Annotated in this window: 12 protein-coding genes; 8 read left to right on the forward strand and 4 right to left on the reverse strand. The window is 52.9% G+C overall.

Features of this window, described 5'->3' with window-relative positions:
- Nucleotides 1-122 precede the first annotated feature (122 nt).
- Both ABD847_RS02290 and katG read right to left on the reverse strand, forming a co-directional pair.
- Nucleotides 123-1,289 (reverse strand): iron-containing alcohol dehydrogenase, encoded by a 1,167-nt coding sequence (locus tag ABD847_RS02290; RefSeq protein WP_345009635.1) that lies wholly within the window; start codon nt 1,287-1,289, stop codon nt 123-125.
- Nucleotides 1,290-1,518: 229 nt separating this feature from the next.
- On the reverse strand, nt 1,519-3,717 hold the full coding sequence (katG, locus tag ABD847_RS02295) for a catalase/peroxidase HPI (RefSeq protein WP_345009637.1): 2,199 nt from the start codon (nt 3,715-3,717) through the stop codon (nt 1,519-1,521).
- A gap of 239 nt (nt 3,718-3,956) precedes the next feature.
- On the opposite strand from katG, the gene ABD847_RS02300 reads away from it, so the two are divergent.
- The 8 genes from ABD847_RS02300 to ABD847_RS02335 all read left to right on the forward strand — a co-directional run bounded on the left by ABD847_RS02300 (nt 3,957) and on the right by ABD847_RS02335 (nt 12,544).
- Nucleotides 3,957-4,436 (forward strand): putative molybdenum carrier protein, encoded by a 480-nt coding sequence (locus tag ABD847_RS02300; protein ID WP_345009639.1) that lies wholly within the window; start codon nt 3,957-3,959, stop codon nt 4,434-4,436.
- Nucleotides 4,433-4,999: a hypothetical protein gene (locus ABD847_RS02305; RefSeq protein ID WP_345009640.1), complete on the forward strand. Its 567-nt coding sequence runs from the start codon at nt 4,433-4,435 to the stop codon at nt 4,997-4,999. The genes ABD847_RS02300 and ABD847_RS02305 overlap by 4 nt, the downstream gene beginning before the upstream one ends.
- Complete coding sequence (locus ABD847_RS02310) at nt 4,993-7,017, forward strand: DNA phosphorothioation-associated putative methyltransferase (protein WP_345009641.1); 2,025 nt, start codon at nt 4,993-4,995, stop codon at nt 7,015-7,017. Before ABD847_RS02305 ends, ABD847_RS02310 begins: the two co-directional genes overlap by 7 nt.
- Nucleotides 7,018-7,164: 147 nt before the next feature.
- Entirely contained in the window at nt 7,165-8,250 is a 1,086-nt protein-coding gene (gene dndB, locus ABD847_RS02315; protein ID WP_345009642.1) for a DNA sulfur modification protein DndB, read from the forward strand.
- Complete coding sequence (gene dndC / locus ABD847_RS02320; RefSeq protein ID WP_345009645.1) at nt 8,247-9,884, forward strand: DNA phosphorothioation system sulfurtransferase DndC; 1,638 nt, start codon at nt 8,247-8,249, stop codon at nt 9,882-9,884. The genes dndB and dndC overlap by 4 nt, the downstream gene beginning before the upstream one ends.
- Nucleotides 9,874-11,883, forward strand: a complete 2,010-nt coding sequence (gene dndD, locus ABD847_RS02325) for a DNA sulfur modification protein DndD (RefSeq protein ID WP_345009647.1) — start codon at nt 9,874-9,876, stop codon at nt 11,881-11,883. The genes dndC and dndD overlap by 11 nt, the downstream gene beginning before the upstream one ends.
- A complete protein-coding gene (dndE, locus tag ABD847_RS02330; protein WP_345009649.1) occupies nt 11,883-12,230 on the forward strand; it encodes a DNA sulfur modification protein DndE in 348 nt (115 codons plus the stop codon). Before dndD ends, dndE begins: the two co-directional genes overlap by 1 nt.
- On the forward strand, nt 12,227-12,544 hold the full coding sequence (locus tag ABD847_RS02335) for a hypothetical protein (protein WP_345009651.1): 318 nt from the start codon (nt 12,227-12,229) through the stop codon (nt 12,542-12,544). The genes dndE and ABD847_RS02335 overlap by 4 nt, the downstream gene beginning before the upstream one ends.
- A 48-nt stretch (nt 12,545-12,592) precedes the next feature.
- On the opposite strand, the gene ABD847_RS02340 is transcribed toward ABD847_RS02335, so the two are convergent.
- The gene (locus tag ABD847_RS02340; protein ID WP_345009653.1) at nt 12,593-13,852 is read right to left on the reverse strand and encodes a hypothetical protein; all 1,260 of its coding nucleotides are present in this window, start codon (nt 13,850-13,852) and stop codon (nt 12,593-12,595) included.
- Nucleotides 13,852-15,771 carry a ParB N-terminal domain-containing protein gene (locus tag ABD847_RS02345; RefSeq protein ID WP_345009655.1) on the reverse strand — a complete coding sequence of 640 codons (1,920 nt, stop codon included), beginning with the start codon at nt 15,769-15,771 and terminating at the stop codon, nt 13,852-13,854. Before ABD847_RS02345 ends, ABD847_RS02340 begins: the two co-directional genes overlap by 1 nt.
- Nucleotides 15,772-15,825: the final 54 nt, after the last annotated feature.

Below are 15,825 nucleotides of genomic sequence, written 5' to 3' on the forward strand. Positions count from 1 at the left end.
AATTCCCTCCAGTCAGTGATTGAGTCTGCCGAGACAGAGTGTCACACGGATCAGGCCGTCTGACAGCCCTGTCGACCTAAAAAAAGAGGCGCAAGCGCCTCTTTGTTCGGTTTTCCTCCACCTCAGACGGTGGCCTCCGCCGGCTGACGGCCATAGAAGGCCGCCTCATACAGTGCCTGCACATCCGCCACCGTGGGCTGCCCCGGGTTGGTCCAGGTGCAGGGATCGGCATGGGCATTCTGGCTCATGCGTGCCAGCACCTGGCTGAAGTGCGATTCGTCAAAGGGCACCTCCTGACACAGGCGGAAGGTATGGGGGATATCCAGCTGCCGGTTGAGCATCTCCACCGCTTCGGCCAGATCCGGGATCTCCAGCTGTTTCTCCACCAGGGCGTACTTGTCGCTGAACTGACGGTTGAAGCGGATGATATAGGGCAACAGGATCGCATTAGCCAGGCCGTGGGTGACCCCGAACTCGCCGCCGATCTTGTGGGCCAGGGAGTGCACCAGGCCCAATGAGGCGTTGGTGAAGGCCATGCCCGCCAGCGCCGAGGCGTTGTGCATGTTGAGGCGGGCGGCGGCGTTATGGGGTTCCCGGTAGGCCAGCTCCAGGTTTGCCAGCACCAGGCGGATGGCTTCGATGGCATAGGGATCGGTAAAGGAGGTGGCGGCGGTACTGGCCACCGCCTCAATGGCATGGGCCAGCACATCCATACCGGTGTTGGCGGTAATGTGGGGCGGCATGGTTTCCGGCAGGGCCGGATCCAGGATAGCGATGTCCGGCACCATATCCGCCGCGACGATCGGGTACTTGATGTGGTTGTCGGTGTCCGTGATCACGGAAAAGGCGGTGATCTCCGAGGCAGTGCCGCTGGTGGACGGAATGGCCACGAAGCGCGCCTTGTTGCGCAACGGCGGCATGGAGCCCGGTGTGAGTATGTCCTCGAACTTTAGCTCGGGATGCTCGTAGAAACACCACATCACCTTGGCGGCATCCAGGGCCGAACCGCCCCCGATGGCGACGATCCACTCGGGCTCAAACTCCTGCATCGCCTTGGCCCCGCGCCAGACGGTGGCCACCGACGGGTTGGGCTCCACCCCATCGACGATCAGGGTCTGCATGCCGGCCTGCTGCAGCAACTGCTCGGCCCGGTCCAGAAAGCCGAACCGCTTCATGGAGCTGCCGCCGGTGACCAGCACCGCCTTGCGCCCTTTAAGGGTACTCAGATGGTTGAGGGCCGCCGGCCCGGAGATGATGTGACGAGGGACAGAGAAGTGCATAAGCGCCATGGTGACTCCTTGCAGTAACTAGGGTGGGATGGGATGCCCAAGGGCAGAAAATTGTCCCCACCATAGCCAAATGCATCCAAATGCTGCGTGCGGCAGTTAACATAACCACGATTAAAGCATGGTCTTTTACACCCACTCGCCCCTCGGTACCCCTGGCCCTGACACAAAAAAGCCCGGTCGCAGAGCGACCGGGCTTGATCTAGCAATTCAAACAGTGGTCAGACTGAGCTTAGCGCTTCACATCGAAGCGATCGGCGTCCATCACCTTGCACCAGGCCTTGACGAAGTCCTGGACGAACTTCTGTTTGGCATCGTCCTGGGCATACAGCTCGGCATAGGCCCGCAGCACAGAGTTAGAACCAAACACCAGATCCACCCGGGTGGCGGTCCACTTCACCGCGCCGCTGGCACGATCACAGATCTGGTAGAGGTTCTCCCCGGCAGGCAGCCAGCGATAGGCCATGTCGGTCAGGTTGACGAAGAAGTCATTGGACAGCACGCCAACCCTGTCGGTGAAGACCCCGTGGGCCGCCCCGCCGTGGTTGGTGCCCAGCACCCGCATGCCGCCGATGAGTACCGTCATCTCGGGGGCGGTCAAGCCTAGGAGCTGGCTGCGATCCAGCAGCATCTCTTCTGGCGTCACCCCATAGGCCTGCTTCTGCCAGTTGCGGAAACCATCATGCAGCGGCTCCAGCACGGCGAAGGAGTCCACGTCGGTCTGGGCCTGGCTGGCATCGCCCCGGCCCGGCGTGAAGGGCACCAGAACCTCGACACCGGCGGCCTTGGCGGCCTGCTCCACGGCGGCACAGCCCCCCAGCACGATGAGATCCGCCAGGCTAACCGGTACGCTTTGTTCGGCCTGGATGGCGCTGAGCACATCCAGCACCTTCTGCAGACGCGCCGGCTCATTGCCAGCCCAGTCCTTTTGCGGGGCCAGCCGGATGCGCGCCCCGTTGGCGCCACCACGGTAATCCGAGCCACGGAAGGTCCGGGCGCTGTCCCAGGCGGTGGCCACCAGCTCACCCACCGACAGGCCGGAGGCGAGGATCTTGGTCTTGAGGGCGGCGATCTGGCCCGCATCCAGCTGAGCATTGCCGGCCGGAATGGGGTCCTGCCAGATCAGATCTTCGGCCGGCACTTCCGCGCCCAGGTAACGGCTCTTGGGTCCCATGTCCCTGTGGGTCAGCTTGAACCAGGCCCGGGCGAAGGCCTCGGCGAAGGCCGCCGGATCCTGGTGGAAGCGGCGGGAGATGGGCTCATAGATGGGATCGAAGCGCAAGGAGAGATCCGCCGTGGTCATCATGGGCGGGTACTTCTTGGCCGGATCATGGGCATCGGGGATCAGGTGCTCGGGCTTCACATTCACCGGCGTCCACTGATGAGCCCCCGACGGGCTCTTGGTCAGCTGCCACTCGTAACCGAACAGCATGTCAAAGTAGCCGTTGTCCCACTGGGTGGGGTTGGGCTTCCAGGCCCCTTCGATGCCACTGGAGGTGGTGTGCACGCCAAGGCCGGAACCCAGGCGGTTGTGCCAGCCCAGCCCCTGCTCCTCGATGCCGGCCGCTTCCGGCTCCGCCCCCACCAGGGTCGGATCGCCGGCGCCGTGGGCCTTGCCGAAGGTGTGGCCGCCGGCCACCAGAGCCACGGTTTCCTCGTCGTTCATCGCCATGCGGGCAAAGGTTTCCCGCACGTCCCGGCCCGAGGCCACCGGATCCGGATTGCCATCCGGCCCCTCGGGGTTCACATAGATGAGGCCCATCTGCACCGCCGCCAGCGGGTTCTCCAACTGGCGCTCACCCGAGTAACGGCTACCGGGCTTGTCGCTGGTAGCCAGCCACTCGCGCTCCGAGCCCCAGTAGATGTCCTTCTCCGGATGCCAGATATCCTCGCGGCCCCCGGCAAAGCCGAAGGTCTTGAAGCCCATGGACTCCAGCGCCACGTTGCCCGCCAGTATCATGAGATCCGCCCAGGAGAGCTGGTTGCCATACTTGCGCTTGATGGGCCACAGCAGACGGCGCGCCTTGTCCAGGTTGACGTTGTCCGGCCAACTGTTGAGAGGTGCAAAGCGCTGGCTGCCGGTGCCGCCACCGCCGCGACCATCGGCGGTTCTGTAGGTACCGGCACTGTGCCAGGCCATGCGGATCATCAGGCCGCCATAGTGACCCCAGTCCGCCGGCCACCAGGCCTGGCTGTCGGTCATCAGCTGCTGCAGATCGGCTTTCACCGCCGCCAGGTCCAGCTGGGCAAAGGCGTCGGCGTAGTTGAAATCCTCCCCCAGCGGATCTGTCTTGCGGTCGTGCTGGTGCAATATGTCCAGGTTCAGGGCCTTGGGCCACCAGTCATGGTTGCTGGTGCTGGTGCCGGTCTGGGTCAGGGCACCGTGCATGAAGGGACATTTACCGGCGGGGCGGTTGTCGGGGCTGCTCATCGAGTCGTCTCCTTGGGTGAGAGTGGGCGAACATCACTGCGGGGTGAGAGGATCGCCGTGAACCGATCCACACATGAACCATAGTGTTTCCCCCATAGTTGGCAACTTGATGACCTTTTGCCAGTCGATTAAAAAGATTCAAATAATCGGATATTCAGATTGTATGACGCCAGCACATCCCAGGCAGGCGACCTGTGGCATAGTGCCCCCGTCTGCCATGTGCCCAAGGTGCCAACCCCATGCCCCTGACCAGCCTCACCACACTGATCTCCGGTGGCCAAACCGGTGTCGACCGCGCCGCCCTGGACTTTGCCCGGCGCCAGGGGCTGGCGCACGGAGGCTGGTGCCCCAAGGGGCGCCTGGCGGCAGATGGGCCGCTGCCGGACGACTACCGGCTGCAGGAGACCGACTCCCCCGGCTATCGCCAGCGCACCAAGGCCAACGTGCGCGACAGCGACGCCACCCTGATCCTCATCCGGGGAGAGCTGTCCGGCGGCAGCCGTCTCACCCAGGAATTCATCCGCAAACTGGGCAAACCTGGCTTTATTTGGCAGTTGGACGACCCCTACCCGCCCCAGCACACCGCCCTCCTTTGCTGGTTGAGCCAGCACCCCATCCGAGTGCTCAATCTCGCCGGCCCCAGCGAGGCCCGCAGCCCCGGCATCTACCAAACCAGCCTGGCGCTGTTGCAGCGCCTGTGGGATGAGCAAGTCACATGAATACGACACAACTCGACCAGGCATGCAGCCAATACTTGCACTTCAGGGAGCTATTCCACTGCGGCGAGACCTGGCAGCAAACACGCTGCGACAATACGCCACAGCAACCGGCCAGTTGGGAGGCCTATGCCACATTGGCCCAAGGGTTACTGGATCCACTCTGGGAGCAGTTCGGCCGGCCTGAGCTGACATTCGGTTTCTGTGGCGCGCGACTGCGGCAACTGATCTTGGCCAACACCTCCCCCCGTATCGCCCCTAAGCTGGATCAACACGCCGCGCATGAGCTGACCCGTCAGGGCCAGCTCGTCTGCCCCCGAGGTGGTGCCGCCATAGATTTTTATTATCCCGGGCAAAACAGTCATCGCATTGCGCAGTGGCTAGCTCAGCATCTGCCCTTTGATCGACTCTATCTCTACGGCCCACAAAGACCGTTGCACCTGAGCTTTTCTTCCAGCCCCGCAGGCCAGCTGATTTTGCTGACAGAGCATCAGGGGCGCCGCATTCCCCGTCGGCTAACGAGATCCCAACTAGATGCCATGGCCAGCCAGGAGCCACTATGTTGACGGCCGCAGAGTTCGCCCAGCGGGTGGCCACCCTGCCCTTTGGTAAGCGGCTACCGGAGGCCATCTACTTGCACCGTGAGACCTTGTCCCGGACAGATCCCGGATTATCCCGGTTTGTTGAGGCCGTCGGTCAGGCCCTCAAAGTGGCACCCGATGAGTGGAATCTAGTAAAGCTAGGCCGCGAGCAATTCCGCCTCTCTTTGCTCCACTATCCTGACTTTTTTTCAGACGCCTATCCGACATTGCGGCAGAGCGTCACCGTGGATCTGAGCCGACTGCAGCACCGCGTGGTTATATATGACGCGCAAGACAATCCGCCAATACTCCACCGCAAAGAACAGATGTTGTGGCCGGAGCATCCCAGCGTGCCAGATTTTTATCTTATCACTCAGGAAGGCGAGGCCGCCGGCCTCTATGCAGAACCGCGCAAGATTGGGTTTAAACAAAGCTGGGAGCGACTAATTGCCCAACACGGCTATGCCCTAGTGGATGGCCGGCTGTTTCGTCAGTCCATGCTGCCTCAAACCGATACCGCCACCACCATAGATCGCCATAAGACGGCCCTGGTGCGCTACCAGCTCTCCGCCCCCATGAAGCTGCTGGCTAAACACGGCTATCTAAATGGTGAATTCTCAGTGTTCGATTACGGTTGTGGCCGGGGTGATGATCTGCGGGAATTGCAGGCTCACGGTATCGATGCCTTAGGTTGGGACCCCAACTTTCGCCCCGAGGCCGGCAAGCATGCCTCGGCACTCGTCAACCTGGGGTACGTCATCAATGTCATAGAGGATCCCATAGAACGGGTGGAAGCCCTACTAGGGGCCTGGGCACTATGTCAGACGCTGTTAGTCGTGTCGGCCATGCTGGCCAGCGACGACTTTATTGCTCAGTTCAAGCCCTATGGCGACGGCATCATCACCTCCCGCAACACCTTTCAGAAGTACTACAACCAGAGCGAGCTAAGGGGCTTCTTGGAGCGCACTCTGGATGAAGTCCCCATCGCCGTCGCCCCCGGCATCTTCTACCTCTTCAAGGACAAACAAGCGGAGCAAGCCTTTTTAAGCGGTCGGCTACGCCGGCAGCACGGCTGGCACCAATTAACGCAGCCCAACCAGCATAAATTGAGCAAGTTACAACAGGCTCAGCAACAAACCCCCGAGTTATTTGAAGCCTTCTGGCAACGCTGTCTTGATCTTGGCCGGCTCCCCATTGAAGAGGAGTTCCCCGATTATCCTCGGCTCAAAGAATTAGCCGGCAGCCCGGCTCGGGTACTGCATCTGTTGGAACGACAAGAAGGCACAGACTGGCTTGAGCAAGCCAGACAAGCACGCAGCGAAGATCTATCCGTCTACTTGGCACTGACCTTGTTTGACAAGCGGCGGCCATACCGTCAACTCACCGAAGCGCTAAAGCGCGACATCAAGGCCTTCTTCGGCGATTACCCTAGCGCCATGGCCCACGCCCGCGAGCTGTTGTTTGCCATCGCCTCACCAGAGCAAATCGAGGACGCCTGCCACAGTGCCCACGAACAACTCCCCGCCTCGCTTTACTATCCGGGGCACTCACTGCTACTGCACAAGCAGTACCTGTCGCAGCTACCGCCCTTGCTACGGGTCTATGTCGGCGCCGCCTGTCAGCTGTATGGTGAACTGGATGAGATAGAGGTCATCAAGGTGCATAGCCAATCCGGCAAGGTCAGCCTGTTGGGCTATGACGACTTTACTCAGCCCATCCCCTATCTGGTGGAGCGCATCAAGATCCGCATGGCCGAGCAGGAGGTGGACTTCTTCGACTATGTCGATGCACCCCGCCGCCCGCCGCTACTGAATAAAAGCTATCTGCTGCCCACGGATCACCCGGACTTTGCCAAGCAGCGCGCGCTTGAGCAGCACCTGGGCAAGCTGTTCGGACTAGACCTGCAACAGGATCTGAATCTAAGCCGAGGGGAGTTTGAGGCAGTGCTAAGTCGAGAGGGAAAAATGATAAAGTGCTTCCGAATACACGTAACCAACAAGTAGAATTTCCGGTTAAAGATAACGCAGAGCTCGTTTATACACCATATTCCACACTTTTATAACGTCATTATTATTATGAAAAACAAATCTTACGTACATTTTAACGCAGTGCGTCATATTTAACGCAGGTTGGCGAGTAGGAGACACATCATGAGTCACTTTGATTCCGACTACTGTTACTCTTTTCCTGCAGTCAGGGGCATTCAGGCCGGCAGGCCCTTCTACATTGCTACCTGCCCAATGCGGATCATCCCGAAGATTTTCAGTTTTGATGAGAGTGAAGTACCGCCAGAGCTGCGCGCTCAGCGCACCTTGAACAAGTCGCGCATTCCGGAAATGGTGCGTTACCTGCTGGAAAACCCTAAGGACTACGTCTTTTCTGCGCTCACGGCCTCTATTGCCGTCGATGTCGAGTTTGAAGAGCATCCCGGCTCGAACAATTTGGGCACCCTGCGTGTGCCTATGGATGCCCAGATCCTGATCAACGACGGTCAGCACAGACGCAAGGCGATCGAAGAGGCCATTGCCGAACGCCCCGAACTGGGCCAGGACAATATCCCGGTACTGTTCTTCGTTGACGAAGGCTTGCACCGCAGTCAGCAGATGTTTGCCGACCTGAACAAGTACGCGGTCAAGCCCAGCCCATCCTTGGCGACACTCTATGATCACCGCGATCAGGCTTCCGATCTGGCCCGTCTGCTGGCCACCACGATCGAGCCCTTTGTCGGCCTGACCGAGATGGAGAAATCCAGCATCTCTGCCCTCTCCAGCAAGCTGTTCACATTAAGCAGCATTAAGCAGGCGACGCGCGCCTTGTTAGGAAAGGGCTCCAAAGAAGGCTGCAGCGAAGAGGAAGCCGCCATCGCCCGCGATTACTGGCTAGCCGTCTATGCCCAGATGCCCGACTGGCAGATGGCCTGTCGCAAAGAGGTCTCCCCTGCTCAGCTGCGGCAGGACTATGTTCATGCCCACGGTGTCGGCCTACATGCGCTCGGCCTGTTGGGTCGCAGCCTGATCAGTGAGCACCCCGAGAGTTGGAAACAAGATCTGACCCTTCTCAGAACCATCGACTGGCGCAAGACCAATCCAGAATGGCTGCGTCGGACCATGTTGCATGGCAAGTTGAGCAAGTCTATCTCTGCGATTCAACTGACCTGCAATGCATTGAAAATTGCCCTGAACCTTTCCCTCACTCCTGAGGAAAAGGTGCTCGAAGAACAGGTTGTACAGCAATGAGCACCTTGCAAATGGCCCATGATTTGGGCGACTACGAAGACTTTATCAATCTTGAACAATTCGCCGGTCACCCACTGGCACATTATGTCGCCGAGGTGCAACGCATCTACTGCGCCGACAAACGCCCCTGGGTCATCGGTTACAGCGGTGGTAAAGACTCCTCCGCCGTCATCACGCTGGTGTATCTGGCGCTGTTGGGTCTGACACCGAAGCTGCGTAGCAAGCCGATTTTCGTCGTCTCATCCGATACCCTGGTCGAAACCCCCGTGGTGGTCGATCTGATCATTCGTACCATGAAGCAGATTGAGCGTGGTGCTCAGCGCGACAAGCTGCCCATCACGGTTCACCCTGTGGTCCCCAAAACCAGCGAGACCTTTTGGGTCAACTTGCTGGGTAAAGGCTATCCGGCGCCAACCCGCAACTTCCGCTGGTGTACCGAGCGGATGAAGATCAATCCCGTCAGCGATTTCATCAAGGATAAGGTCAGCCAATTCGAGGAAGTGATTGTGGTGTTGGGCTCGCGCAGTAGCGAGAGCGCCTCCCGGGCCCAGGTTATCGCCAAGCACAAGATCGATGGCACTCGTCTGGCTCGCCACACCACATTGGCCAATGCCTTTATTTACACGCCCATCGATACCTGGGATGTGGAGGATGTGTGGAAGCTGCTACGCGGCGCCTTCCGCTATGCGGAAGAGGACGAGATCGAGGAGTGGGAAAACCCATGGGGCGGCAATAACCGTCCGCTGTGGACCTTGTATATGGACTCGTCCGGTCAGGGGGAATGCCCGCTGGTGATCGACGACAGCACCCCTTCCTGCGGCAACTCCCGTTTTGGCTGCTGGACCTGCACCGTCGTCACCAAAGACAGAGCCATGGAAAGTCTGATCCAGAACGGCGAAGACTGGATGCTGCCGCTGTTGCAATTCCGCGACCAACTGGCCAGGACCACAGATCCTGAGCAGAAGGATATCTACCGTAACTACAAGCGGCGTACAGGCAAGGTCAGCTACCAGTACGCCAAGGATGGTGAAGATATTGCCGCCGAGCGCAAGCACGTTCCCGGCCCCTACTGGCTTAAATACCGTCAGCTATGGCTGCAGGAGCTGCTGCAGCTAGAAAAAAATCTGAACGCCCAAGGCCACACCATCACCCTGATCACCGAGCCCGAGCTACATGCCATCCGCCAGCATTGGCTCAAAGATCCTAACGAGCCAGACTGGAACGACAGCCTGCCGCGGCTCTACCGCGAGGTGTATGGCCGCGATCTGGCGTGGGTCGTCGATGATCAGTCGCGGTTCGATGCCAGTGATGCCGAGCTGCTGGACCAGTTGGCCCAGCACCACGATGTCGAACCCGAGATGGTCAAAAAGCTGATTGAACTGGAGATCTCCTTAGAAGGACTCAGCAAACGCCAAGGGGTCTTCGACAAGATCGGCAGCATTCTCAAGCAGGATTGGGGATCGCTAGAGGCGATACAGCTCAAGCAGTCTGCCCTGCAAAAACGCAATGAACGGGATATGCATGAGGAAGCCATTGATAAGATAGAAGCGCAGATCCGGGATGTTCAGACGTTGCTGGCCCATGCGGATCAGATCAGCGGCCTGCTAAGCGAGGTAACCACAGATGATCATTAAGAGCCTGACGCTGCATAACTTTCGCGTGTTCCGCGGCAGCCATAAGATCGACCTGGCGCCGCGGGAGGATAGGACCATCAGCGGTGAGACCATTCAACAGCGCCCAATAGTGCTGTTTGGCGGTCTCAATGGTGCCGGCAAGACCTCGATTCTGACCGCCATCCGCCTTGCACTCTATGGCCGGTTGGCGTTCGACCAGTTCTATACCCAGCAGGACTACATCCAGCATCTGGCAGCCTTGGTGCATAACGGTGTCAGCGCCGTCCAGCGCCCCGAGGAGGCCAGTGTCGAGCTGTGCTTTACCTACAACAAGGATGGCGTCGAATCAGAATTTACCGTCATCCGCAGCTGGAAGCGCGGCAAGAAAGATCGCCTGATGCTGCTGCAAGACGGCGTCGCCAAAGAGGAGCTGAATTACGATCAGTGCCAGGGCTTTTTGAATGAGCTGATCCCCCACGGCATTGCCGATCTCTTCTTCTTCGATGGGGAAAAGATTGCTGAGCTAGCCGAAGATGAATCGGGCAAGGTGCTGCAAACTGCAGTGCGCCGCCTGCTGGGGCTGGATCTGGTTAGCAAGCTGCGCAGCGATCTGATCATCTACCTCAAGCGCATGGAGGCCAACTCACTGAGCCGACAGCAACAAAAGCGGCTGGAAACTTTGGAAAAGGAAAGTGCCGAATACGCCAAGCAGGCTGAACACTTCCGCTTTGAAGCTGATGTGCGTGCCGCCGCGATTGAACTGCTCACTGCCGATATCAAGAAATATGAAACTCAGCTGGCGGCTGAAGGCGGTGCCTTTGCCTTAACCAAGGCCCAAGAGCAACAAAGAGTCGATGCCCTGTTAAAAGAAAAAGAACTGCTAGAAAAGCAGATCCGCCACGAGATGGAAACCAGTCTGCCATTGGCACTAGCGCCAACCACCTTGGCCGGTCTGCTCGAGCAACTGAGCATCGAAGCCAGCTTGAAACAGACCCGGCACTTTACCAATGAGCTGACGCAGTTCCTGCAGGCACTGCAAGGGCAGATGGCCTTCCAATCCAAGGAGGCTGGCAAGATTGCCGCCGAAGCCATTAAAGATAAGCTCGATGCCTATCTGGCGGACAAGCCCCAAGGCGATATCAAGCTCGATATCTCGGAGCGGGAATATGGTGTCATTGAGCAGCTAATCACCCATGACAGCCAGCATGCCCGCTCCCGTTTTGACACGGCCAGGGCGCGACTGCAAGAGGTCGAGCAGGCTCTGGATCAAGCCGCAGCCAATATAGCCCGCGCCCCGGAAGATGATCAGCTGATCGGGCTATTTGAGACATTGCGGGCTCTGGATAAGAAGCGGCAGGGGGAAATCCAGCAATATAAGGCCCTGCTGGAAGAGGCACGGCAAGCACTGAATAAACAGCTTAACGCCGCGCGGGATATTCAAAAGTTGCATGATAAGGAGCGCGATCAATTTACCGATAACAGTGCCCAGAAAAATGCCCGGGAAGCCATCAAGCTGCTGGAAGAGTATTCAGAAGTCTTGACGCTGGCGCGGGTGAAAAAGCTGGAGCAGGCCTTTGCTCAGGCTTATCACAAATTGGCGCGTAAAGAAGATCTGCAAATCCAGGCGCGGATTAATCCTGAGAGCTTTGATGTTGAACTCATTGATGAGCATGGTAGTGCCATCAGCCGGAAATTACTCTCGGCGGGTGAAAAGCAGATTTATGCCATTGCCATTCTCGAAGCCTTGGCGAAAACCTCGGGCCGTCAATTACCGGTGATCATCGATACGCCGTTGGGGCGCCTGGATTCGCATCACAGAGATAAACTGATCGAACACTACTTCCCCTTCGCCAGCCATCAGGTGGTCTTACTCTCCACCGACACCGAAGTGGACCAGCGTTATTTTGCCGGCGCATTGCAGGATGATATTTCCCATGCCTATCAGATCCATTTTGATAGTCTGACCAAATGCTCGTTCCTCAAAGATGGTTACTTCTGGCAGCAAAAGGAGGCCAGCTGATGTTACCGAACCGCATGCAATTAACACAGCAGACCGAAGAGCAACTCAAGCGTCTCAAGGCCTATACCGGTGTGACCCCCAATATCGCTGCCCGTATCGCTTTTTTCCGCTCAATGGAATCCGGATTTCGTTATCACGGCGATCAACGCAAACTCGATGGCGCTTTGGTTTTGGATAAAAACACCTGGCTGGGTGAAACCAGCCAAGTCACCGAATTGCTATTGACGCTGCACTATCCTGAGCTGGATCAAAAAGAGCTGACAAAGGCCTGGGCGGCACATGTCGAGGATGGTATAGCTGCATTACGCAACCATCGAAGTCTCAATGATTTAGCACAGGCCTTATGAGTGAGAACAACCGCAAAAATATTCCGTGGACCGAAGAAGAGTATCTGCTAGCCCTGATTGTCTATCAGGATATCAAGCGATGTGGTGAAGCCATCAGCGCCAGCAATCCCAAGATCATCGCTCTAAGCCAGTTATTACAAACACTGGATATCCACCCCCAATCCGAACGCGGAGATCATTTCCGGGAGCCTGACGGAGTCAGGTCCCGGATTTCTTATTTTAAGCGGATGGATGAAGGAATGGAATTTGGTGATAGAAATTTACAATATTTAGTCTGGAATAAATGGAGGGGAATAAATGAATCTAAGTTATGAACAGGCTGAATAACCTTTTAAATAGTCATCAATATTAATATGTGCAAACTAAACATTATTAACATTTAGCATACTCATTTCTTTGATTGTCTTTAAGAAATAATCTTTTATAACCAGCACCATGCTCTCATATTCATCAATAAGCAAGCACTTGCTTAACTCTAATTCAAGATGCTGGAATGTGACTCTATTTTGCATAAGCTCTTGCTCTAGAAAATTAATCTGATTTATCACTACACTTTCAAAGCCAACAACCGTATCTTTTCTAACCTTTAAATCACCATGCGTATAATGAAACTTATTCCTCATAGAGATATAATCATCCATTTTAATATAATCATTATTGTTTGCAATATTGGGTGCAGCTTGGGCCAACTCTTTATAAACCGTATAAAATCCCAAGCAATGTTTATTGTTGACCAAATAACAATCTGAGTGTACCATCCCTTTCTTATTTGCATTTCCAAACATTGCTTTCCCTCTGGAAATAAGAGTTCCAGATGTGTAATACTCATAGGTTCTGAATAAGTGCATGAATGCTTTATTATACAACTTTTTCTTCATTGAGGTTTTATATGCAAGATAATTAATAACCGAATTTATTTTATATAAGGAAGGATATGAATCCTGAACATACTGACTATTAACTGAATGCATCAATTGCGCTGAATTATTTGGGACACATAACATGTAATACCTGAAACATTGAATGGCAACATCAATATAATTACTTAACGTGCCATAGTGTCCACATATATTTACTAGATGATTCAGAAATTCATTTAGTTCAGATAGTTTAATGTTATCAAAATCAGAGCTGTTGATTTTAGCCATGATTATTGAGTCAGAAAAATAGCTCTCACCAATTAAAAACCTTCCAACCTCTTCTTGAAAGTTAATAAGCTCATTTACTGTTTTCTTTATAAAAAAAACTAAATTAGGGTCTAAACACTCTAGAGTTGAATTGATCACCCCCATGTTCAGCCTATTTATTTCACTAAAGCAACGACAATCAAGCTGTTCTATTTTTTGAGCGGCACTGTTAATGTTTTCCAGATCTATCAAATAGTAATCAGCATCACCACAAAGCACACCCATTAAGTTTTTAATAGGGCCCAAAATTTTTGGGCCCGAAAAATAGAAAAAGCTAACATTGCTAAGTTGACAATCAAGACTAGATATAAATTCATTGCATATCTGTTCATTAATAGCAACCATTATAAACCTTTCATATTCCATGCTGCATATTTTTACTATTTCAGATGCGTCCTCTGAAAATTCATGAGCAAAAGAAAAGTACACATTCATTAGAAATCGTCTTCCTGAATATCATCTACAGATAACACAAAATTACTAAAAGCAACTGTATTTGATAGATCACTGTATGAGTTTTTTAAGTCATTAGAGATCAGCTCAGAAATGATTTGGTCAAACTCAGACATAAATGAACCTACATCAGGCACTGTTTTTCTAATGTTATTAGACTTACTTTGTTCTGCGTGAATTAATCTTTCCCTATCATACAAAGAGATAGAAAAATTTGTTTTATATGAACTTTCAAATGCCTTCCGCTTATCATTTTCCATCTGGGAAATGAACCCTCCAACTTCAGACTCGGCTATTGTGCCTAAAACATTTTTTTCATTATCGCTCAAAAAATCCAACAAATTTACTCTGACGCAATTCGACAAAATCAACCTCGAAATTTGTCGTCTAGATGACCTCGTAACCTTTATTCTTGAACCAGAGTAAATTGTATCTTGGAGATATAAATGTTGTTCATTAAAAACATCCACTCTCGAATCAAAGGCATTATCTATACAAAAAGTCAGAATTGATGGGATATTTACTAAACTTATCTTATTTGCAAGAAACTTAGAGCATAAGATGGTCCAAGCTTCAATCACTGCTTTTTGAAAAATTGACTTCCTAGCAAAAGAAGGTACCGCGTCATTAATTAAAGCTTGAATCTCCAATCGCACATTACCGAAAGTCACACGGCCACTTTCACTAAATGGTTTATTATATAGATAGTAGTTTTTAACCTCTGCAAAATAATTTGCTTCATTAGAACGTTCAACTCTCAGCTCTTGTTCCCTAACCGTAAAATAATTCTTAATTTTATTATAATATTTTTTGAAATATGATGTTTCAAAAAATACACTCATAAGAACCGGTGTAATTACATTATTTACCAATTGAGACAACTGCTCTTTATGTATGGATTGATAATCTCTCCACGGAAAATACTCTGGAACTGGAAGTGACTCATCATATTCATCTTTACCAAAATCGAAATTGACATCCTGATTAGAAATACCAAGTATGTCAGTCAGTAAACGCACCCCATTTTTTGTCTTAAACACATCATCAAATGCACTATTTATAACGCCAATGCTTGTTATTGTATGCTCTCTTGATATCTCCAAAGATTCCTTATGCTTTTTAGTGTTCCATTCGACAAGACCAAGCCCTTCAACTCCCTTTTCTCGAAGGACAGTCTTACAAAACTCTCTACAAATAATAGATCCCAATGTTTGTTCAGAAAGTAACGTAAGAAAATGACCGCTAACTCTTTCAACTGTTGAGTTAACATCGACGAACAAACTTCTTAATACCTGAGGAACACTTGGTTGGGAGGAAATATTATCATTTGTTAAATATGACCCTGATGGGTACACAATACAAACAGGCACAATAAGGTCTTCAACCAGTTCTCGCATGTTATTCCTTAAATAGGAAAGCGCATATAACCGATGCTGACCATCTATGACTACTAATCTGGCCCCCTTAACACCATTTGGAGTAATATTTAAAGATATTTTTGCAGATTCAATATCAACAGGAACATTTTTATACCCATTGTTTGTGGAAAAACCAATAATCCGGCCATCATTCTTATGATAGTTTTCAATTTTAAAAACTCTAGTCCACTCCCGCTCATATATTTCACCAAAATTATCAGCCTTAGGATTAAAATCACAAGATGGATAGAAACTATCCAGGTTATTCATATCATCAACACTGACCACAGCTGCCAACAATGGGGGAAGAAATATTACATCTTTCTGAATTTTTTCTGGAGAAGATGCTATATATTGACTGATTTCTGCAAGCGCTCGTTCCTCATCAATGTCTCGTTGAATCAAATAATCAAAATTCAACTCTGTATTGACATCTCTTGCGAAAGAAAGGCGAACAATCTCATTTATATCAAATGTGGTCATGATGTATTCAATGGGTATAGAGCCATTCGACCTAAATACGCCAAAAGCACCTCT

The sequence above is a fragment of the Pseudaeromonas paramecii genome, assembly GCF_039540575.1.
Lineage (GTDB): Bacteria > Pseudomonadota > Gammaproteobacteria > Enterobacterales > Aeromonadaceae > Pseudaeromonas > Pseudaeromonas paramecii.